The 22,741-nt window shown below is 56.5% G+C and carries 16 protein-coding genes; 6 read left to right on the forward strand and 10 right to left on the reverse strand.

Annotation, left to right across the window (positions count from 1 at the left end; all coding sequences use genetic code 11):
- Window positions 1-7: 7 nt before the first annotated feature.
- The 5 genes from ABRZ28_RS19610 (at window position 8) to ydhT (ending at window position 5,368) form a co-directional block, all read left to right on the forward strand.
- Window positions 8-2,110: an aldehyde ferredoxin oxidoreductase gene (locus tag ABRZ28_RS19610; RefSeq protein WP_330521237.1), complete on the forward strand. Its 2,103-nt coding sequence runs from the start codon at window positions 8-10 to the stop codon at window positions 2,108-2,110.
- An 11-nt stretch (window positions 2,111-2,121) separates the two neighbouring features.
- Window positions 2,122-2,814: a YdhW family putative oxidoreductase system protein gene (locus ABRZ28_RS19615; RefSeq protein WP_330521238.1), complete on the forward strand. Its 693-nt coding sequence runs from the start codon at window positions 2,122-2,124 to the stop codon at window positions 2,812-2,814.
- A 143-nt stretch (window positions 2,815-2,957) separates the two neighbouring features.
- A complete protein-coding gene (locus tag ABRZ28_RS19620; protein WP_319605788.1) occupies window positions 2,958-3,629 on the forward strand; it encodes a 4Fe-4S dicluster domain-containing protein in 672 nt (223 codons plus the stop codon).
- Window positions 3,626-4,411: a thiosulfate reductase cytochrome B subunit gene (gene phsC, locus ABRZ28_RS19625; RefSeq protein WP_319605787.1), complete on the forward strand. Its 786-nt coding sequence runs from the start codon at window positions 3,626-3,628 to the stop codon at window positions 4,409-4,411. Before ABRZ28_RS19620 ends, phsC begins: the two co-directional genes overlap by 4 nt.
- 24 nt (window positions 4,412-4,435) lie before the next feature.
- Complete coding sequence (ydhT, locus tag ABRZ28_RS19630) at window positions 4,436-5,368, forward strand: protein YdhT (protein ID WP_319605786.1); 933 nt, start codon at window positions 4,436-4,438, stop codon at window positions 5,366-5,368.
- Between the two features lie 82 nt (window positions 5,369-5,450).
- Here the strand turns inward: ydhT and glgP are convergent, their stop codons facing one another.
- From glgP to glgB, 5 genes are all read right to left on the reverse strand, one after another.
- Window positions 5,451-7,898: a glycogen phosphorylase gene (glgP, locus tag ABRZ28_RS19635; protein WP_319605785.1), complete on the reverse strand. Its 2,448-nt coding sequence runs from the start codon at window positions 7,896-7,898 to the stop codon at window positions 5,451-5,453.
- Between the two features lie 28 nt (window positions 7,899-7,926).
- Window positions 7,927-9,360 (reverse strand): glycogen synthase GlgA, encoded by a 1,434-nt coding sequence (glgA, locus tag ABRZ28_RS19640; RefSeq protein ID WP_319605828.1) that lies wholly within the window; start codon window positions 9,358-9,360, stop codon window positions 7,927-7,929.
- Window positions 9,361-9,523: 163 nt separating this feature from the next.
- Window positions 9,524-10,804, reverse strand: a complete 1,281-nt coding sequence (glgC, locus tag ABRZ28_RS19645; RefSeq protein ID WP_319605784.1) for a glucose-1-phosphate adenylyltransferase — start codon at window positions 10,802-10,804, stop codon at window positions 9,524-9,526.
- A gap of 13 nt (window positions 10,805-10,817) precedes the next feature.
- Entirely contained in the window at window positions 10,818-12,788 is a 1,971-nt protein-coding gene (glgX, locus tag ABRZ28_RS19650; protein ID WP_330521240.1) for a glycogen debranching protein GlgX, read from the reverse strand.
- Window positions 12,789-14,966, reverse strand: coding sequence for a 1,4-alpha-glucan branching enzyme (gene glgB, locus ABRZ28_RS19655; protein WP_330521241.1), 2,178 nt, complete (start codon window positions 14,964-14,966; stop codon window positions 12,789-12,791). It abuts the gene before it with no gap.
- A 485-nt stretch (window positions 14,967-15,451) separates the two neighbouring features.
- Here glgB and ABRZ28_RS19660 point away from each other — a divergent pair, with 485 nt between their 5' ends.
- Entirely contained in the window at window positions 15,452-17,170 is a 1,719-nt protein-coding gene (locus ABRZ28_RS19660; protein WP_319605781.1) for a LytS/YhcK type 5TM receptor domain-containing protein, read from the forward strand.
- Between the two features lie 693 nt (window positions 17,171-17,863).
- Here the strand turns inward: ABRZ28_RS19660 and opp1C are convergent.
- The 5 genes from opp1C to nikR form a co-directional block, all read right to left on the reverse strand.
- Entirely contained in the window at window positions 17,864-18,697 is an 834-nt protein-coding gene (opp1C, locus tag ABRZ28_RS19665; protein ID WP_330521242.1) for a nickel/cobalt ABC transporter permease, read from the reverse strand.
- Window positions 18,694-19,632 carry a nickel/cobalt ABC transporter permease gene (gene opp1B, locus ABRZ28_RS19670; RefSeq protein ID WP_330521243.1) on the reverse strand — a complete coding sequence of 313 codons (939 nt, stop codon included), beginning with the start codon at window positions 19,630-19,632 and terminating at the stop codon, window positions 18,694-18,696. The genes opp1C and opp1B overlap by 4 nt, the downstream gene beginning before the upstream one ends.
- 15 nt (window positions 19,633-19,647) lie before the next feature.
- A complete protein-coding gene (gene nikA, locus ABRZ28_RS19675; RefSeq protein WP_330521244.1) occupies window positions 19,648-21,261 on the reverse strand; it encodes a nickel ABC transporter substrate-binding protein in 1,614 nt (537 codons plus the stop codon).
- 15 nt (window positions 21,262-21,276) lie between these two features.
- Window positions 21,277-22,056, reverse strand: coding sequence for a class I SAM-dependent methyltransferase (locus ABRZ28_RS19680; protein ID WP_330521245.1), 780 nt, complete (start codon window positions 22,054-22,056; stop codon window positions 21,277-21,279).
- Between the two features lie 181 nt (window positions 22,057-22,237).
- Window positions 22,238-22,636 (reverse strand): nickel-responsive transcriptional regulator NikR, encoded by a 399-nt coding sequence (gene nikR, locus ABRZ28_RS19685; RefSeq protein WP_319605776.1) that lies wholly within the window; start codon window positions 22,634-22,636, stop codon window positions 22,238-22,240.
- Between the last annotated feature and the right edge of the window lie 105 nt (window positions 22,637-22,741).

Here is a 22,741-nt window from a genome sequence, read left to right on the forward strand (position 1 = left end):
ATAAATTATGATCAACGGTTGGACTGGCAATATATTACGAATCAATTTAAGCACCGGCGCTATCACCAAAGAAGATTCCAGCGAATATAAAAAATTTATTGGCGGAATGGGATTTGGCTACAGAATCATGTACGACGAGGTGGCGCCGGGAACCAAACCTTTTGACGAAGCCAATAAGGTGGTGTTTGCCGTCGGGCCATTAACCGGCTCCGGCGCCCCTTGTAGTTCACGCGTTAATATCACCTCATTATCTACCTATACCCGCGATCATTTAGTCGTCGATGCGCATATGGGCGGTTTTTTCGCTGCCTATATGAAATACGCCGGCTACGACGCCATTATTATCGAGGGGAAATCGCCCAGACCGGTGTGGATTAATATTCAGGACGATAAGGTCAGTATTGAAAATGCCGCGTTCCTGTGGGGAAAAGGCACGCGGGAAACCACGGAAGAAATTTGTCGCACCACCAATGTCGAAGCCTGCGTTGCCGCTATCGGCCCGGCCGGAGAAAATCTGGTGCCGTTGTCCGGCATTCTGAACAGCCGTAACCACAGCGGCGGCGCCGGGACGGGCGCGGTGCTGGGCTCCAAGAATCTTAAAGCCATCTCGGTCATCGGCACCCAGGGCGTCAACGTCGCCAATCGGGAAGAACTGAAAAACCTGAACGACTACATGATGACCGAGCTTATCGGCGCGAATAACAACCATGTCGTTCCCAGCACCCCGCAAGCCTGGGCGGAATACTCGGATCCGAAATCACGTTGGACCGCGCGCAAGGGGCTGTTCTGGGGAGCCGCGGAAGGCGGCCCGGTGGAAACCGGCGAAATTCCCCCCGGCAACCAGAATACCGTGGGCTTCCGCACCATGAAATCCGTCTTCGATCTCGGCCCGGCGGCGGAAAAATACACGGTAAAAATGGGCGGATGCCACTCCTGCCCCATCCGCTGTATGTCGCAGTTGCACGTCCCTCAGGCCAGTCAATATGGCGTACCGGCCACCGGCGGCAATACCTGTGTGGCGAACTTTGTCCACACCAGCATCTTCCCGCACGGGCCGAAAGATTTTGATGAAAAGGGCGACGGCAAGGTGGTGGGCAATCTGGTCGGACTCAATATTTTTGACGACATGGGGCTATGGTGCAATTACGGTCAGTTGCACCGCGATTTCATCTACTGCTATAGCCACGGCGTCTTCAAACGCGTCCTGCCCGCCGAAGAATACAACGCCATCCGTTGGGATCAGCTGGAAGCCGGCGATCCGGCCTTCATCAAGGACTTTTACCATCGGCTGGCGCATCGTATCGGGGAACTCAGCCATTTGGCCGACGGTTCTTATGAAATCGCCAAACGCTGGGATCTGGGCGACGCCTACTGGAATGACAAAAAGAACAAGCTCTGGTCGCCGATGGGTTTCCCTGTACACCACGCCAATGAAGCCTCCGCGCAGGTGGGGTCGATCGTCAACTGCATGTTTAACCGCGATGCCATGACGCACACCCACATTAACTACATCGGCAGCGGACTGCCGTTGGCGCTGAAAAAAGAGATTGCCGGCGAATTATTCGGTTCTCCCGATGCTTACGACGACACCAAGAATTACACCCCGATCAACGAATACAAAGTGAAGTATGCCCAATGGACCATCTTCAGAAGCTGCCTGCATGACGCCATTACGTTGTGCAACTGGGTCTGGCCGATGACCGCCTCACCGCTCAAAAGCCGTGGCTATCGCGGCGACTTAGGCATGGAAGCCAAGTTCTTCGCGGCGGTGACCGGGGAACCCACCACGGAAGCCAGTCTGGATTTGGCCGCCGAACGCATCTTCACCCTGCATCGCGCTTACACCGTCAAGTTGATGAACACCAAAGATATGCGTCACGAGCACGATCAGATCTGCGACTGGGTTTTCGATAAAGATCCCGATATCCAGGTGTTTACCGAAGGCACCGACAAGATGGATCGGGCGGATATGCAAAAATCCCTGACGATGTTCTATACGGCAATGGGTTGGGATCCCGAACTCGGCTGTCCGACCCGGGAAACGCTGATCAGACTGGGTATGGAAGACATCGCCGACGATCTGGCGGCGCGTAATTTGCTCCCGGCATAGCGATATTGATCATGACTACCACAACATCATTCACATCGGGGGCATCCGAGCCGGAAGAGCGACACGACGCGCCGCTGGATATGAGCAGAAGACGGTTATTGCTGCCGTTATCCCCGCGGCCTACGGCAACGGCGGACGACGATGCCGCGGCAAACGACGTTAGCGAACAGAAAGCGCCGTTTTTAGCCGTCGCGGATTATATCCGCCGCTGTTCGGCCGCGGGCGAATTGGTTGACAGACGGAGCCTTCAGACGGCCCCTTACTTACTGGATGAGGAAACCGTCGGCCTGCTGTTTGAACAGATTGGCGCTAGCGATAGCTGCGCGGACATTATCGCCATCGGCAACGATGAAACGCAGTATTACTACTCGGATCAAAGCATGAGTCACAACTATGCGCGGATTCTGGTTTTCACTCACGAGCAGGACATCTGTAAAACCATTGCGGACACCGTCCGCTTCGAGTGCCAAACCTATCCGCGGCCTTACAAGGTGCAAATGCTGCGATTTCCGCCCTACGCCTTCGATCAGGAAAAGATTGACGGCGCGCTCCGCTTTTTCGAGCAGTCTGAGGAATTTGAGGATATCCGTCTCATCACGGCCTCCAACGGCGAGCCCTATTTGTTCAGTGAACGGTTCATGAGCCGCGGCAAGGCCTGGGGGCTATGTGAATGGATTGAAGTTGAACAGTATGAAAATCCTTAACCATTTTCCATCAACGCGCGACGGGAAAAAGACCGACATCGTGCAGTCGCGGCCCGGCGCATTGGAGAACCGATGAAAAAGCGAGTGTTGATACCGCGAATAAAACCGATTTTGAACGATTCATTTTCTGGGAGGCAGGGAAGATGACATGCTCACGCCGTAAATTTGTCCTCGGCATGGGATCGGTGATTTTTTTTAGCGCGCCGATCTTCTCCGCCTTCGGCGGAACCAATAAAAGCAAACCGGCGCGCTACGCCATGATCCACGACGAAGTGCGGTGTAACGGCTGCAATATTTGCACCGTGGCCTGCCATAAAGTGAACAAAGTCCCGGTCGGCGCGGCGCGTATGAGCATCGCCCATATTGCGATGACGCCGCCGGAGCAGGGAAATATTTATCACTTTTTCCGTCATTCCTGCCAACAGTGCGAAGATGCGCCCTGCATCTCCGTATGCCCGACCGGCGCATCTTACCGGGATGACGGCACCGGCATCGTACGGGTCGACAAAGCGAAATGCATCGGCTGTAGCTACTGCATTTCCGCCTGCCCGTATCAGGTGCGTTACCTTAATCCCACCACACGCGTCGCCGACAAGTGCGATTTCTGTCTGGAATCCCGGCTGAAAAAAGGCTTTCCGCCCATTTGCGTCAGCGCCTGCCCGCAGAGCGCGCTCATTTTTGGGCGCGAGGACAGCGACGTCGTGCAAACCTGGCTGAAAACGCATGAATATTATCAATACCAATTGCCTGATGTCGGTAAGCCGCATATTTATCGCCGCCCCGGCCCGCATGACGTCGAAAAGGTGAATGTATGAATATTATGCCGAACGCAGCGCTGTTTCAGGAACAGCTCTACCAATATGTTTATATCTATACGCCTGATTTCTGGCCGGTATGGCTGATTCTGGCCGGGGTGTTATTTGCGGGCATGCTGGGCGTGTTAACGCTGCACGGGCTGCTGCGTTACAAGCTCGCGCCACCTCACGCGCCGTCACATGAAGAAAAAGTGTATCTCTATTCACGGGCCATCCGCCTCTGGCACTGGAGCAACGCGTCGCTGTTTATTCTGCTGCTCGCCAGCGGGCTGCTCAACCACTTCGCCGTGGGCTCGGTGAAAGACACCATCATGCTGGTCGCCCTGCATGAGGTATGCGGCTATCTGTTATTAATCAGTTGGCTGGCGTTTGTCCTGATTAATGCCTTCGGCGACAACGGACATCATTATCTGATCGACCGTCATAGCTGGGGACGACGCGCTTTTTTACAGGTTCGCTTTTATCTGTACGGCATTATCAGAGGAGAAGATCACCCCTTCCCGGCCACGCCGCGCGCCAAGTTTAATCCGCTACAGCAGGTCGCTTACCTCGGCGTGATGTACGCGCTGCTGCCCGCATTGCTGATAACCGGCGTACTGTTAAGCAATCCGCTCTGGCTGCCGGCCGATTTTGTGCTGATCAAAGCCTGGCTGCTGCCGCTGCACCTGGCGCTGGCCGTCGCCGGTCTGTTTTTCCTGTGCGGGCATATTTATCTATGCACCACCGGCCGGACGCCGACCCAGACATTCCGCTGCATGATTGATGGTTACCATCGCCACTAAAGCGGCACGCAACGGCAGGCGAGAATGAAAAAAATCACCAAACAGCAGCTACACGCGCTACAGGTCAGTCCGCAAATTTATCGCTGGTTCCTGCGTCGCTTTCCGCAAGGCGCGGAATATCAGGATATTCACCATGCGCTGATGCATGACGGATATACCGAATGGCTGGAGAGTCTGGTGGAATACAGCTATGCGCTCGGCGCCGGTTCGCCCCGCTTTATGACGCAGGAACTCAGCGCCATACAGGCGATGGTTGAACAGTTGACGAACGGCAACAGCCGCGTTGTTCAGGTAAAACCCCGCCCCCATGCCGGAGAATGCGCGTCAGGCTCCCCCGGCGAAACGCGGTTGGCCGCGAGCGACCCGGCGCTGGATATCGGCTGCATTGGTTTGCACAGTAAAATCGCGTTATCCGGCCCCTATAATTTTATCGGCAATGCCGGCGAAAACAGCGGCATTGCCAGCGTGGGCCACGCCTGCCAACTCGTCAGCGCCGGTTTTGCCGCGAAGATCAGCAATACCGGTCAACACAGCCGCATCGGCAGCCTTGGCGGACGAACGCGTATCAGCAACAGCGGAAACTCCGTCAAAATCAGCAGCGCGGGACGCGGCTCGCACACGGCCAACAGCGGCATGCGCTGCTATATCGGCAGCGTAGGCGAATCGTCGAGCATCGCCAATGTGGGAGATATGTGCAAGCTCGGCGCGGCAGGCAGTGAAAGCCGCATCAGCAATGCGGGCGACAACGCGTCAATCACGGCCACCGGCGAGAATGCGGTGGTGACGTCATCGGGCAGCGTCAACACGTTGGTGCTGGGTAAAGGCGGCTGCGCCGCATTGACTTATCACGACGGCGAGCGCACCCGCTTTCTGGTGGTATATGAAGGGGAAAACGGCGTCGTCGCCGGGGTAAAATACCGGATTAACGCAGCATTCGAGCTGGAAGCGTGCGGGTAAATCAGCGCCTCCCCCTGACAAGGGGGAGGCTGGGAGGGGGGCAGGAATGGCGGAGTGTTAAACTTTGCCGGCCAATCAACCGCTACAACCGTATCGGCTTGATATTCCAGATTTCCTCGGCATATTCGCCGATGGTGCGGTCGGAGGAGAAATAACCCATGCTGGCGATATTGTACGCGGTGCTGCGCGTCCATTCGTCCTCGTTACGGTAAAACTCATCCACCCGATCGTGCGTATCGACATAGCTGCGGTAGTCGGCCAGCAGCTGATAGTAGTCGCCGAAATTCACCAGTGAATCAAACAGATCGCTATAGCGCCGGCTGTCGTCCGGGCTGAAGACGCCGGTGGCGATCTGCGTCAGCACCCGGTGCAGTTCATCATCCTGATCGTAATATTCGCGCGGGTTGTAACCGTTTTGGCGCAGCGCTTCCACCTGATCGGCGGTATTACCGAAAATAAACATGTTTTCTTCGCCGATGTGCTCCAGCATTTCCACGTTCGCCCCGTCCAGGGTGCCGATGGTCAACGCGCCATTCAGCGCGAATTTCATATTGCTGGTGCCGGAGGCTTCCGTCCCCGCCAGCGAGATCTGCTCGGAAAGATCCGCCGCCGGAATGATGATCTGCGCCAGACTGACGCTATAGTTCGGGATAAAAACCACTTTCAGCCGATCGCGCACCGCCGGATCGTTGTTGATCACCTGCGCCACATCGTTGATCAGATTGATAATGTGCTTGGCCATATAGTAGGCCGATGCGGCCTTGCCGGCAAAAATCGCCACGCGCGGCACCCGATCAAGGGAAGGATCGTCCTTAATGCGGTTATACAGCGTGATGATGTGCAGCACATTGAGCAACTGACGTTTGTATTCGTGAATCCGCTTAATCTGCACGTCGAACAACGCTTCCGGGTTCACCACGATATTCAGGTTTTCCGCGATATAAATCGCCAGCCGCTTTTTATTCTCTAATTTAGCCTGACGGATGCGCTGCACAAACGCCGGATAGTCGATATGCTGCTTTAGCTCGTCAAGCTGGCTGAGATCGGTACGCCAGGTCTGGCCGATGGTATCGTCCAGCACTCTGGCGAGCGAAGGATTTGCCAGCGCCAACCAGCGCCTCGGCGTCACGCCGTTGGTTTTGTTGCAAAAGCGATTGGGAAACAAACGCGCGAAGTCGGCGAACAGCGATTGCACCATCAGGTCTGAATGCAGCTCCGATACCCCATTGACCTTATGGCTGGCGACGACCGCCAGCCAGGCCATGCGCACTCTGCGTCCGTTGGTCTCCTCAATGATGGAGACCCGCGCCAACAGATCGTTGTCGTCGGGGATCTCTTTTTGCACGAACGCCAGAAAATACTCGTTAATTTCGAAAATCAATTGCAGATGGCGCGGCAAAATTTTGCCCAGCATATCCACCGGCCAGGTTTCCAGCGCTTCCTGCATCAGAGTATGGTTGGTATAGGAAAAGACCTTGCTGACCACATCCCAGGCGGCCTGCCATTTGAACTTGTGCTCGTCAATCAACAGCCGCATCAATTCCGGGATCGCCAGTACCGGGTGGGTATCATTCAGGTGGATGGCAAACTTTTCCGCCAGATTATCGTAGGTTTTATGCATCAACCAGTGGCGGTTGAGGATGTCCTGCACCGTGGCGGAAACCAGGAAATACTCCTGCCGCAGTCGCAGTTCGCGCCCTGAATAGGTTGAATCGTCAGGATAAAGCACCCGCGACACGTTTTCCGAATGGTTTTTATCTTCCACCGCGGCGAAATAGTCGCCCTGATTGAATTTACCCAGATTGATTTCATTACTGGCCTGCGCGCTCCACAAGCGCAGCGTATTGGTTGCGTCAGTATCAAAACCGGGGATGATCTGATCATAGGCGCAGGCGATAACCTCTTCGGTTTCCAGCCAGCGGACTTTAGCGCCTTCCTGCTGAATACGGCCGCCAAAGCGCACTTTGTAGCGCGTGCTGTGTCGTGGGAACTCCCACGCGTTGCCGTATTCCAGCCAGTAATCCGGCGATTCGGCCTGCTGCCCGTTGACGATGTTCTGCTTGAACATGCCATACTCGTAGCGGATGCCGTAACCGCGCCCCGGCAACGCCATGGTAGCCAGCGAATCCAGAAAACAGGCCGCCAGCCGCCCCAGACCGCCGTTGCCCAGCCCCGGATCGTTCTCTTCCTCAAGCAGATCTTCCAGCTCCAGCCCCATGCCGTCCAGCGCGGCTTGCAAATCCTCATACAGTCCCATCGCCAGTAATGCGTTCGATAACGTGCGCCCCAGCAGAAACTCCATCGAAAGGTAATAAACCTGACGGACATCCTGCGACAGTTGCGCCCGATTGGAACGCAGCCAGCGCTCGACCATACGATCGCGCACCGCCAGCAGCGTGGCGTTCAGCCAATCGTGCTTGGTGGCGATCGCCGGATCTTTGCCTATCGCGAACATCAGCTTGTAAGCGATAGAGTGTTTCAGCGCTTCCACACTGAGCGTTGGTGAAGTATACGTAAACGGCGTGTTCATAATATTCATCCCTCAGTGAGTAGTAGGGTTACCACAAGCGTTGATACAGCGCGCGATAAGCCTGCGCGGCGACCTGCCAACTAAAATCCATCGCCATGGCCTGACGCTGCACATAACGCCAGAGCGTCGGGCGCGCCCACAGCACAAATACCCGGCGAATCGCCCTGGATAGCGATCCCACGTTGCTATCGTTAAAGACGAAACCGCTCGCCAGACCGTCCGCCAGATTTTCCAGCGAACAATCCGCAACCGTGTCGGCCAGTCCGCCGGTGCGGCGCACCAGCGGCAGCGTGCCGTACTTCAGGCCGTAAAGCTGCGTTAAACCGCAGGGCTCGAACCGGCTCGGCACCATAATGACGTCCGCCCCGCCGATAATGCGGTGCGAGAAGGCTTCGTGATAGCCGATCTGCACCCCGACCTGACCGTGATACTTTGCCGCGGCGGCCAGAAATCCTTCCTGCAAGGCGGCATCCCCCGCCCCCAACACCACCAGTTGTCCGCCCTGATCCAGCAAATCAGGCACCGCGCTCAATGCGATATCCAGCCCTTTCTGGCTGGTGAGACGGCTGACGATGGCGAACACCGGCGCTTTTTCATCCGGTTTGAGTCCCATTGCCGTTTGCAGATGCCGTTTATTCTCCGCCTTGTTGAACAGCACATCCCGGTTGTAATGGCTGGTCAGCAACGAGTCATGCGCCGGATTCCAGATGGCGTCGTCAACGCCGTTGAGAATGCCGGACAGACGCCCTTCTTCTTCACGGGATTTTAATAACCCCTCCATGCCATAGCCGTATGCCGGCAACGTAATTTCATGCGCGTAGGTCGGACTGACCGTGGTCACATGATCGGCGTAATAGAGACCCGCCTTGAGATACGAAATCTGTCCGTAAAACTCCAGCCCGTAAACCTGAAAAAATTCGGGCGGCAATTGCAGCTCGGCCATATGTCGGGCGTCGAACAAACCCTGATAGGCTAAATTATGGACGGTAAATACCGATTTTGCCGGTCTGCCGCGAGCGGCCAGGTAGGCGCACGTCAAACCGGCATGCCAATCATGGGCATGCACCACGTCCGGCCGCCAGTAAGGATCCAGCCCGTCGGCCAGCTCGCAGCCCATCCACCCCAGCAGCGCAAAGCGTAAATAGTTGTCCGCATACGCATACTGCGCGGGATTGTGGTAGGGGCTGCCCGCTCGCTGATACAGCGCCGGCGCGTCGATCAGATAAATACCGACGCCGTTAAAATAGCCATACAGCAAAGTGACCTGTCCGGCGAACGTATCCCGTTCGCTCACGATTTGCGTATTGGTAATACCTTTCTTCAGATCGGGAAACGCAGGCAGCACAACCCGGACGTCCATGCCGGCTTGAATCTGCGCTGCGGGCAATGCCCCGGTAACATCCGCCAAACCGCCGGTCTTCAACAATGGAAATAACTCTGAACAAACGTGTAATACCCGCATCATTACTCCTGTAATTGTCCCAATCTCATGATCTCTTGTTACCCGTCATTCCCGTCCCTTACCTCGTCATTCCCGCGCAGGCGGGAATCTCAGCAACTCCGAGCCGCCGGCGAAAGCAGATCCCCGCCAACTGCCGCGGGGACGACGGGGTGTTAGGCGGGGATTACCCCGCTTCCAGCATCGCTCGCGTCACCAGTACGATCCCTTCTTCCGAGCGATAAAACCGACGGCTGTCTTCTTCCGCGTTTTCGCCGATAACGGTGCCGTCCGGGAGCTGACAGGCGCGATCGATGACGCAGCGGCGTAAACGGCAGGAGCGGCCGACGACGACGTCCGGCAGCAACACCGTCGAATCAATGCTGCAAAATGAATTGACCCGCACGCGGGGAAACAGCACCGAATGCGTCACCACCGAACCGGACACGATACAACCGCCCGAAACCAGCGAGTTCATGGTCATACCGTGGCTGCCGGAATGGTCCTGCACGAATTTGGCCGGCGGTAATGATTCAATCGCCGAGCGAATCGGCCAGCTGCGGTCATACATATCCAGCTCCGGCGTCACGGACGCTAAATCGAGATTCGCCTGCCAATAAGCCTCCAGCGTGCCGACGTCGCGCCAGTAAGGGCGATTGCTGTCGCCCGAGGTGACGCAGGAGAGGGTAAAGGGATGGGCCCAGGCGGCGCGTTGGGCGACGATTTTCGGGATCAGATCCTGACCGAAATCATGGTTGGATTCCGTCTCGCTGAGATCTTCTTCCAGCAGGCGATAGAGATAGTCGACATTGAAGACATAGATTCCCATGCTCGCCAGCGCTAATTCCGGGTTATCCGGCATCGGCATCGGCTGCGCCGGTTTTTCGCTGAAATCGAGGATGCGATGCTGCGCGTCGACGCTCATGACGCCAAACGCGCTGGCCTCTTTCAGCGGCACCGGCAGACAGGCGACGGTACACTCCGCCCCTTTTTCGACGTGGTCGATCAGCATGCGCGAATAATCCATCTTGTAGATGTGATCGCCCGCCAGAATCACCACATATTCCGCCCGGTAACGACGGATAATATCCAGATTCTGACACACCGCGTCGGCGGTGCCGCGATACCAGTGTTCGGCGGCGGCGTTACGCTGCTGCGCAGGCAGCAGGTCGATAAACTCATTCATTTCCACGTTCAGGAACGACCAGCCGCGCTGAATATGCTGCACCAGCGTGTGCGACTGATATTGCGTAATCACCCCGATGCGGCGGATGCCGGAATTGAGGCAGTTGGACAGGGCGAAATCGATAATGCGAAACATCCCGCCGAAATGAACGGCGGGCTTGGCGCGCAAAGCCGTCAGATCTTTTAAACGGGTTCCCCGGCCTCCCGCCAGAATGAGCGCCACAGACTTCAGCGGTAATTGTCTTGCCAGCATCAGGGGATCGTTTTTGTCGTTACTCACCATGGCTCACTCCTTCTTATTTTGTAAGGATACAGACTGCCGGTGCATGCCCTTGCCATACCCCATCGTTAATGCGGTACGCGTTTCCATCGAACGGAGGCGAGACTTTCCACGGCCCTGGCGGCAAAATGAAGTCCTCCTGGCGTTCGCTGGCGTTGATCAGCAATAACCAACGTTCCGAAAGCAAAATTTGTAACCTGGGAGCGCCCTGCTCCCACTGTTGCGCGGTCAGCGGCCGCCCGGTTGCATCCAGCCATTGCACGGCGCCGTCGCCTTCCCGCCACCATCCTTCCTGTTGCAGCGCCGGTATCGCGCGGCGCAGGCGGATCAACCCGGCGGTAAAGCGGATCAGATCCTCGTCGACGTCATCCCAGCGCAGCCAGGTCAGTTCGTTATCCTGGCAATACGCGTTATTGTTGCCCTGCTGGCTGTTCCCCCGTTCATCCCCCGCCAGCAGCATGGGCGTCCCCTGTGAGAGCAACAGCGTCGTCAGCAATGAGCGCTGGCTATTCTGACGCCGCCGTTGCGTCTCCTCGTCGGCATCCAGCCCCTCCGTGCCGTGGTTATTGCTGAAATTGTTGTCGGCGCCGTCGCGGTTATCCTCGCCGTTGGCGTCATTGTGTTTATGGTTGAAGCTGACCAGATCGCGCAGGGTGAAACCGTCATGAGCGGTCAGTTTGTTCACCGAGGCGTAAGGCAGGCGATCGTGATGCTGGAAGATATCGCTGGAGGCGGCGAAACGACGGGCGAAAACGCCGGGCGCAACATCGCCATGCAGCCAGAAGCGGCGCATGTCGTCGCGATAGCGGTCGCTCCATTCGGCGAAGGGCGGCGGGAAGCCCCCCAGTTGATAGCCGCCGTCGCCCAGATCCCAGGGTTCGGCAATCAGTTTGCAGCCCTCAAGCCGACGGTCGTTTTTCATCGCCGTCAGCAGCGGCGCCGCGGCGTTGAATGCCGGCGTGCGCCCCAGCACCGTCGCCAAATCGAAACGGAAACCGTCGACGCGACAGGTTTCGCGCCAGAAAACCAGACAGTCCGTCACCCAGTCGACCAGCGCCGGGTGGTTAAGGCGCAGGACGTTGCCGCAGCCCGTCCAGTTATGGTATTCGCCGCGTTCGCCCAGCCAGTAGTAGCTGCGGTTATCGATGCCGCGCAGCGACAGGGTCGGCCCCGCCGCGTCCAGCTCGGCGCTGTGGTTAAACACCACGTCGAGAATGACCTCGATACCGGCCTGATGCAGCGCTTTAACCGCATCGCGGAATTCGTTCAGCGCATCCTCGCCGGCGGCCAGACCGTTATCCACCGCGAACGGCAGCAGCACGTTATAGCCCCAGTAATTACGCAGCCCCATGCGCTGTAGCCGCGGTTCGTCGGCGTGCTGCTGGACCGGCAGCAGTTCCAGCGCGGTGACGCCGAGCGTTTGCAGATAATCGATAATCGCCGGGTGGCCCAGCGCGGCATAGCTGCCGCGGATTGCCGGCGGGATAGCGGGGTGCAATTGCGTCAGCCCGCGCACGTGGGCTTCATAAATCACGGTCCGGCTCCACGGCGTCTGCGGAAAAGCATCGTCCTGCCAGTCGTAATCTTCATCGACGACCACGCACTTGGGCATCACCGCCGCGCTATCGCGCTCGTCGCGCTCGTCGACGCCGCCTTGCAGGCAATCATCGTCCGCCACCCAGCCGTCCAACCGACGGGAGCACGGGTCAAGCAACAGCTTATGCGGGTTAAAACGTAAGCCTTGCGCCGGGTCGAAAGGCCCGTCGACCCGGAAGCCGTAGCGCAAACCCGGTTTGGCGCCGGGTAGATAGCCGTGCCAGATATCGCCGCTGCGCGCGGTTAACTCCAGCCGCCGCTCCTGCTGATGCGCATCGAACAGGCAGAGCTCCACCCGCTGCGCCTGTGCCGAAAACAGCGCGAAATTAACGCCTGCGCCATCAAAGCGCGCTCCCAGAGGGGTTGGACCGCCCGTTTGCAATACCGTCATTCATGCCTCTCTCACCAGATACAACGTTGCCAGGGGAGGAATGGTCAGCGCCAGCGACTGCGGCCGCTGATGACTACCGATCTCTTCGCTGTGAACCGCGCCTTCATTACCCAGATTGCCGCCGTGGTAGTAATGGGAGTCGGTATTTAAAATTTCCCGCCAGCGGCCGGGCTGATTAATACCGATGCGGTAGCCGTAGCGCGGAACGGGGGTAAAGTTACTGACCACCAGAATTTCATTGCCCTGCTCGTCGCGCCGCACAAAGGCAAACACCGAGTTTTCCCGATCGTCCGCCACCAGCCACTCAAACCCCTGCGGCTGGAAATCCAATTGATACAGCGGCGGCTGCCGGCGATAGCAATGATTGAGGTCGCGCACCAGGCGCTGCACGCCGCGATGCCAGCCCTCCGGCTCGTCCAGCAAATGCCAGTCCAGACTGGCGTCGTAATTCCATTCACGTCCCTGGGCGAATTCGCAGCCCATAAACAGCAGTTTTTTACCGGGATAGGCCCACATAAAGCCGTAGTAAGCCCGCAGATTGGCGAATTTCTGCCAGGCGTCGCCGGGCATCCGGTCGAGCAGGGAGCGTTTGCCATGGACGACTTCATCGTGGGAAAGCGGCAGGACGAAATTTTCGCTGTAGGCGTACAGCAGGCCGAACGTCAGCCGATCGTGGTGATATTTGCGGTGAATCGGGTCAAGCTGCATATACGACAGCGTGTCATGCATCCAGCCCATGTTCCATTTGTAATGAAATCCCAATCCGTTGCAGTCGGGAGGGAGGGTCACGCCCGGATAGTCGGTCGATTCTTCCGCCACGGTAATGACGCCCGGCGCGGCGTGGCCCAGCGTCTGGTTGGTATAGCGCAGGAACGCGATCGCCTCAAGATTCTCTCTGCCGCCGTAGTGATTCGGCACCCATTGCCCCTCGAGGCGGCTGTAATCGCGGTAAATCATCGAGGCGACGGCGTCGACCCGCAGACCGTCGATGCCGTAGTGTTCCATCCAGAACAGGGCGTTGCCCGCCAGATAGTTACGCACCTCATGGCGGCCATAGTTATAGATCAGGGTATTCCAGTCCTGATGAAACCCCTCGCGGGGATCGGCGTATTCATACAGCGCCGTACCGTCGAACTGCGCCAGACCATACTCATCGCCGGGGAAATGCCCCGGCACCCAGTCCAGCAGCACGTTGATGCCCGCCTCATGAAAGGCGTCGATAAATTTTCTGAAATCCTGCGGCGTGCCGAAGCGGCGCGTCGGCGCATACAGACCGAGCGGCTGGTAGCCCCAACTGCCGTCAAACGGGTGTTCGTTGATGGGCATCAGTTCAATGTGCGTGAACCCCATCTCCTTGATATAGGCGATAAGCTGTTCCGCCAGTTCCTGATAGCTAAGCCAGAAATTGTTATCCGTATGTCTGCGCCAGGAACCGAGATGCACTTCATAAATCGAGATCGGCGCCTGCAAGCCATTGGCCTGGCGACGCGCTTCATCGATCGGCGCTTTCTCCGGCAAGACGGTAATCAACGAGGCGGTATCCGGGCGCATCTGCGCTTCAAAAGCGTAAGGGTCGGCTTTCAGACGGACATGGCCATGACGGTCGATGATTTCATATTTATACAACTCCCCCTGCCCCACGCCGGGCAGAAACAGCTCCCAGATACCGTTTTCCTTGCGCAAACGCATCGGGTGGCGGCGGCCGTCCCAGAAATTGAACTGACCGACGACGGAAACCCGCCGCGCATTCGGCGCCCAGACGGCAAAGCGCGTACCCGCCACGCCGTCCAGCGTTTCCACATGCGCGCCCAGGCGTTCATAAGGGCGTAAATGCGTCCCTTCCGCCAGTAACCAGATATCCAGATCCTGCAACAGCGGCCCGAAGCGATAAGGATCTTCAATCAGGTACGTTTCCTGCTGCCAGGTCACAGCCAATTGATAGTGAAAAGCATTTTTTCTGCGCGGCAAGACGCCGCAAAAAAAACCGCGTTCATCATAACGTTGCAATTGCGCCACTTTGCAACCGCGACGGGTTTCCACCACCCAAACGTCCTGGGCATCAGGCAATAATGCGCGCACCTCGATTCCCTGTGAGGTTTTATGCATCCCCAATAGCGAAAAGGGATCGGCATAATGCCCGGCAATAAGTGAATTAATCGCATCAGAAAACTCCAGCATGGTATTCATCCTCTGATTAACCATTTGAATTAAATAAATATGTTACAGAAACAAGCCATTATGATGCGGTTATATCCCCCCTGATGGCATTTTGAATAAAATCAAATAAAAACAATGAATTAAAAATAATAAGCAATAAAAATGCTCATAATAAAATAATTCGCAGAGTGAAATAATTCACTCATCAATGATTACCTATTTAGCTTAGCCAAATAACCAGAGAATATCTGAGACGATGCCTAATTTTTCTGTTTATATTTATACAAATAAGTTATGTCCGCGGACATTTAGCATGAATTGCACAGGATTAATTCGTCTCAGAGAGGCGCCAGATATACTAAAAATCATTAATCAGCAAATACTATTCCAACTAAATGATAAAGATAATAAAAAATACGCCCGCCGGAGCGAAGCGCAAGAACGCTGCAACTTGAAAAATGAAGGGTATAATCCGTTGGCGCGAACATTACTGAGAGTGATTCTCCATGGTCAATCAGGTCGATTTGATTCTTTCCTTACTGCAACAGATGTGCGTTTATCTGGTGATCGCCTATCTGTTAAGCAAGACGCCTTTATTTATACCGCTGATGCAGGTCACCATCCGCTTACCCCATAAGCTGGTGTGTTATCTGGTTTTTTCCATGTTTTGCATCATGGGTACCTATTTCGGCCTGCATATTGATGATTCCATTGCCAATACCCGCGCCACCGGCGCCGTATTGGGCGGTATGCTGGGCGGCCCGTCGATCGGTTTTCTGGTCGGGCTCACCGGCGGACTTCATCGTTATTCGATGGGGGGCATGACGGCGCTGGCCTGTATGCTGTCGACCATCGCCGAAGGTCTGCTGGGCGGCTTGCTGCACAGCTATCTGACACGGCGCAACCGTATCGATCTGCTGTTTCGGCCTCTGGTGGTCGGTTTAACCGCGCTGGTGGCGGAAATCCTGCAAATGGTCATTATCCTGCTGGTCGCCCGGCCGTTTGATAACGCGATAGCGCTGGTGAGAGACATCGCCCTGCCGATGATGATCACCAATACCGTCGGCTCGGCGATGTTCATGCGCATTCTGCTCGACAGACGCGCCATTTTTGAGAAGTACACCTCGGCCTTTTCCGCCAAGGCGCTGAAAATCGCCGCCCGCGCCGAAGGCACGTTGCGACAGGGTTTCAATCAGCATAACAGCATGCGCGTCGCCCGCATCCTCTATGAAGAACTGGGGGTCGGGGCCGTCGCCATTACCGATCGTGAAAAATTGCTGGCGTTTATCGGCTTGGGCGACGACCACCATACCGTAGATTCCCCCATCACCTCGCGCCACACCCATCGGGCGATCGAGAAGAATCAGGTGGTCTACGCCGACGGTAATGAAATGCCTTACACCTGCTCCATTTCACCGAACTGCAAACTGGGATCGACGCTGGTGATCCCGTTGCGCGGCGAAGAGCAGCGCGTCATCGGCACCATTAAGCTGTACGAACCCAAGAACAAGCTGTTTTCCAGCATCAACCGCACGCTGGGAGAAGGGATTGCCCATTTGCTTTCCGCCCAGATTCTGGCCGGACGCTTCGAACGGCAGAAACAACTGCTGGCGCAGTCGGAAATCAAGCTGCTGCATGCGCAGGTTAACCCGCACTTTCTGTTTAATGCGCTCAATACCCTATCCGCCGTGATACGCCGCAATCCTGACCACGCCCGTCAGCTGGTGCTGTCGCTGTCGACCTTTTTCCGTAAAAACCTGAAGCGCAGCAATGACGAGGTATCGCTCAGCGACGAAATGGAACATGTGAACGCTTATCTGGAAATAGAGAAAGCGCGTTTCGCCGATCACCTGACGGTGGACATCACGCTGCCGGACTCGCTGTTGGAGGCGCGGCTGCCGGCCTTTTCTCTGCAACCCATTGTGGAAAACGCCATCAAACACGGCATTTCACAGATGTTCGACGTCGGTCATATTCATATCAGCGGGCGCCTGCACGCCAATACGCTGGAGCTGACGGTGGAAGACAACGCCGGCATGTATCAACCGCCCAGCGGCGGAGATGGTCTGGGGATGAACCTGGTGGACCGTCGCATCAAGGCCCGCTACGGTACGCATTTCGGCATCACCGTCGTCTGCGAGGCCGAGCGCTTTACCCGCGTCGAGGTGCGCGTGCCGTTTATTTCGCCCAAAAAGTTACTCAACGATCGGCGTCAGGCGGCTTAGCGATATCATGCTTAGGCTATCCTTCACCGCTTTATCAACGATGCCTGATTTGTATTATCAGGCATCAGGGTTTTCGTGGTGACTATTATGCTGAAAAAAACGCGACCGTCGCTGTTGTTCTTTATTACTACGCAATCGGTGGTAAATATCTTATTATTCAGCGCGTTTGTTTTTCTGAATCGGTTTTATCATCACTTCGGGCATGTAAAATGGCATACTCCCGCTATAACCTACATATACTTTGTCGCTCCAATAATATTAACTATAATTATCAACATGATTTTTATGAGCCTGTTTTATGATTAATTTTTTTATAAAAACGATAACAAGAGGATATGTAAAAGCATTTGACTGTTATGGATGAGACAGTAAGCTGCAATACTTCTGTATTCTATCGTTCCAGCTGTGCTGGTTTTTGTTTTATCTGTGGATCCCGTATCGTAGCGATTATGCGATCCTTATTTTCCTGATCTTCTTTTTGCCCGTCATCTCCAGCAATACCCGATGCATCAATTACGCCGGGTATTCTCGCGCCTGGTGTTTTGTCTGGCTGATCGCCCCGTATATCATGTTGTTTCTGCCTTTCTTGTTAAAGAAAAAGGCGATAGCGGGACCAGCGCAATAATCTCAGGCTTAAAGCCGAGAGATAAATATCCCCAGCGGCAACGAACCGGTGAGCGGCGATAAGACGCTTTAGTTTTTATCCTCTCCGTCCAGCACATCGCGCAGAAAATCGCCCAGATAGTTAAAGGCCGCCGCCGCCAGCACGATGGCGATCCCGGCGGGCAACATCTGCTCCGGGTGTATCATCATCACGTTTTTCGCCTCGCCCAGCATCGCGCCCCACTCCGGCGTGGGCGGCTGTACGCCCAGTCCGATAAAAGAGAGCGCCGATAACAGCAGGATCACCGCCCCCGTATCGGTGGTCGCCAGCACCGCCGTTTCCGCGGCGGTTACCGGCAGCAGATGCCGCAGGATGATATAACGGGATGTGCCGCCGATCAGCCTGGCGTAATGAATATAGCGCCGGTCGCTGTATTGCAGCACGATGCCGCGGATCATCCGGGCATACCAGGCCCATTTCACCAACAGCACCGCCAGTATGATATTGCCCAGCCCCGGCCCCAGGATCCCGACCAGAGCAAAAATCATCACTTCGCCGGGAAACGACAGCATGACATCGCACATTCGCATCAAGACGGCGTCGATACGCCCGCGGAAGTAACCCGCCAGCATGCCGATCAACATGCCGCACGCCAGGGCGACCGCCATCGCCGATAGCGATACCCATACCGTGCTGCGGATACCATATAGCAGACGAGAAAGCAGACAGCGTCCCAGATGATCGGCGCCCAGCGGATAAAGCGGGCCGGGGGCGTGATATTTATCGCGCCACGAAACCAGCAGGGGATCGTGCGGGGCGATCCAGGGCGCCAACAATCCCGCCAGCAGCAGCAGCGTCAGAAAACACAGGCACGTCAGCGCCAGCCGATCCTGCCTGCAACGCAGCCAGAACGCGCGGCTCATCCGGCGATACCGCGCCGCAAACGCGGATCAATCCGCATTTGCAGTAGATCGATGATAAAGTTCGCCGCCACAAACAGCAGCGCCATCAGCAAGATATACGCCTGAATGATCGGATAATCGCGGTTAAAGATCGCCGTCACGCACAGCCGTCCCAGTCCGGGCCAGGCAAAAACGTTTTCGATAATCAGCGTACCGGCAATCAGTTTGGGAATACTCATGCCAAGCGCCACCAGCGGCGAATAGAGCGCGTTAATCAGCACATGCCGCCAGAGGATCCGCCATTCGGTTAATCCCCTGGCCCGGGCATAGGCGACATAAGGCTGGTTAAGCTGCCCCAGCATATTGCTGCGCAACAGGCGGACATAGGTGCCGAGATAGCCCAGCGCCAGCGTTAATGCGGGTAATATCAGCGCCCCCGACGCCTGCATGCCGCCGACGGGCAACCAATTCAGTTTGACTGACAGCAGCCAAATCAGCAGCAGGCCAACCCAGTAGTTCGGCATCGCGGTAAGCAGGAAAAGCAGAGTACGCAGCAGTTTGTCCGGCCAGCGGCCGCGGGTAGCCACGCACAGCAGGGCGAACGACAGCGAAAACAGCAGAATCATGCCCAGCGCGCCGGCGGCCAGCCGCAACGTGGCGGGCAACGCCGTCATCAGTTCCCGCCATACGCTGGTTCCGGTGACGAACGAGGCGCCGAAATCCAGATGCAGACAACGTTGCAACCAGGAAAAGTATTGCCGCCAGAATGGCTGATCCAGCCCCAGCTCATGGCGCATCGCCGCAACCGCCTCATCCGTCGGCTCCACCATATTGACGCGCAGCGCCACCTCGGCGGGATCGGAAGGAGAAAGCTGGATCAGCGCAAAGGCAATCCAGGATATCGCCAGGAGCAGCGGGATCGTCGACAACAGCCGGCGGAAGAAATAGCGCGTCATCCGTTCTCCCGCCGCTTAACGCCAGTACATCTTTTCAAAAGGGATCTCATACTGCGAAGGATTAAACGTCACGCCTTGCAGATGAGGGCTGAAGACGGCTTTGGCGCGGGCATAGGTCAAAGGAATATAGACCGCTTCCCGCGCCAGCATCATAAATATCCGCCGGTACAGCGCCCGGCGCTGCGCCTCATCCGCGGCAATCAGCACCTGGCCAATCAGCGCATCCAACTCAGCTTTGTCCGGCAACCCTTTTTGCCCCTGGTAATCGGCATGCGACGGCAGGCGAAACGAAGAAACATAGGACTGCGGATCGTAAGGTTTGCCCCAGGACAGCGAATATTGCAGGTCGAAATCGCCGGACTTTTGCCTGTCCAGATAAGCCTGTTTCTCTTCGCCGATCAAGGAAACCTCAACCCCCACCTGGCGGAAATCGCTTTGTATCACTTCGGCGATTAGCTTTTCCCCGGCATTATTGGTGTTGTAAGAGAACACCAGCCGCAACGGTTGGCCCTGTTTTTCACGGATTGCCCTCCCCGCGGGTTGCCGCCATCCCGCCTCGTCCAGCAGCGCTTTGGCTTTGCGCGGGTCATAGCGGTAGACCGGCAGATCGGCGATGTCGGCATAAGGCACGTTACGGGCCAGCAGCGTTTCCGCCACGCTCTCGCTGCCCGCCATCACCCCTTCCGCGATCGCCTGCTTGTCCACCGCATACTGCAAGGCAAGCCGTACCTGGCGATCGGCGGTAATCGGCCGGCTGCTGTTCAGAACCAGCGCCCGCGAGGCCGCCGGCTCGCTAATCGCGGTATGAAACTTATTCATTGCCTGCAACGCCGCAAAGCTGTCGCCGTCCGTCATGTCGCCATCCGCGCCGAAAATAAGCTGAATATCGCCTTTCTCCAGCGCCAGCAACAGGCTTTGACCATCGGGGATCACGTTCCATACCACGCGATGAAGCCGCGGCGGCGTTCCCCAATAACGCGGATTGGCGTCAAACACCGCATACTGGTTTTTCACATGCGCCGTCAGCAGCCAGGGGCCGGTGCCGGCATAAGCGCTGACGCCATGTCGGGTTTGACCGTTGATAAAATTTTTCGGCGAGATAAAGCGAAAAGGCCGGGTTAAGCCCAGCTCCACCAGCGTGGGGTAATAGGGATTTTTCAGTTGAAGAGCGACGGTATAATCATCCACGACCTCGACGTTATCGATCTGGCGAACCAGCTCCAGCCAGGCATGGCGCTGATAATTCGCCAGTACCGCCTCCATGTTCAGTTTCACCGCCAGCGCATTAAAGGGTTCGCCATCGCTGAAGGTCACGTCGCGACGCAGATGAAAAGTATAACGTTTACCGTCCGGCGAGACCTCCCAGCGCCGCGCCAACCACGGCCGCACGCCCTGTTCGCTATTCACCACCAGCGGTTCAAACACCATGTTCTGCGCGGCCATCTCGCCGCTATAGAGGTGAGGGTTAATGTCGCGGATATCTTTGGTGCTGGCGTAATGCAACATCGAACGATCGGCCCCGCTTTCCGCGGCGAATCCATTCGACGCCGCCAGTGCGATCAGGGTCAGGCCGATCGCCGCGACAGCGCGGAAGAACCGTCGAGCCAGCATAATGTTGCGATTCGGCATCTCGTTCCCCGCCGGCTACTTTTCCGCACAGATCAAAAACATCGGCGTCGACGCGTAATTCACCTTTTCCGTCTCATCCCACAGTTCATCGCCAACGCGGGTGTCCAGCGCGATCTTGCGATAGCCGCATTTCAGCAGCGCCTGCGTATCCCACTGCGGACGGCGTTCACGGCTGAGCGGCAGTTGGCGGGCAATGTTTTCCATCGCCGCGGTATCGGTATCGACGTAGTGATCGTCCAGCCCCAGATAGCGGGCGTTGGCCCGGTCTTGCAGATAGCCAAGATGACTTTGTTCATCAAACAGTTGCAGATACCAGTTGGCATCAAAGTTAATCAACCGCCCGCCGGCGGCCAGCACCCGATGCCACTCGGCATAGGCGCACTGCGGATCGTCCAGGTTCCAGGTCACATTGCGCGTCACAATCAGGTCGAAGCGGTTATCCGCAAACGGCAATGAATGCACATCCGATAACACTAAGTTTATCTCGGCGCCGTAGCGCGCCGCGTTGCCGCGCGCCTGATCCAGCATCGCCTGCGTGATATCGACCGCCGTTACCTGATGCCCCGCCAGCGCCAGCGCGACGGCAAAGAACCCCGGCCCGCTGCCGATATCCAGCACCTTCAATACCGGTTTGTCCGGGGCGTATTCGTTGATTTTCTTCAGCCAGGCGGCGCGCTTGGCATTGGCTAATTCGGCGGCGTTCAGTTGACTGTAGCCGGCGGCCCGGGTCGTCCAGTAGCGCTGCACGTCATGCAATAGCTCGCGATTTTCATCGTCGACAAGGAGTTGGCTCACGCGGGGTTGTCCTGTTATCGATTTTTTTATGTTCGACTTATAACAGATAGGATTGGCTGATTTAACCGCAGAGTATGAACTTTATAAAAAAAATCATACTTTCTTGATCTGGCTTAACTTCAGCCGGCAAGGGGTTGGCGTTTTACTTGCCGTCTGCGCCGGCGATGCGGGATTGAAGACGTCACAACGGAATAAGATTCAACCGTCCGTGGCGGACGCCGGTTTGCGCCATCACGGACTCGGCAAAACGTTCAACCTGTGACGCCGTGCCGCGCAGAATAATGGTTTCCACGCACTCTTCATGGCTCAGATGCGTATGCATGGTGGAGACCGTTAAATCGTGATGATCATGCTGCATATCGGCCAACCGACTGGAAAGCTGGCGCTCGTGATGATCGTAGACGTAGCTCAGTACCGCCACGCACGCGCCGTTTTTATCCGTCGCCAGCGTCATCTCGCCCAGCTCGCGGCGCAGCATATCGCGAAACGCTTCGGAACGATTGGCATACCCTTTGCGCTGCATCAGTTCGTCAAAGTTCTGCGCCAGTTGATCATCCATTGAAATCGTCAGTCTTTGCACCGTCAGCCTCGCAGAGCAGTAAAATAGGGTAAGTTTGCGGGAAATTATATACGCAAATACGGCCTGGCGCAGCGCCTGAACAGCGCCGCGCCAAATCGCAGGAAG

Origin of the sequence: Brenneria sp. g21c3, assembly GCF_040240345.1 — a bacterium.
In the GTDB taxonomy this organism is placed as follows: Bacteria; Pseudomonadota; Gammaproteobacteria; order Enterobacterales; family Enterobacteriaceae; genus Brenneria.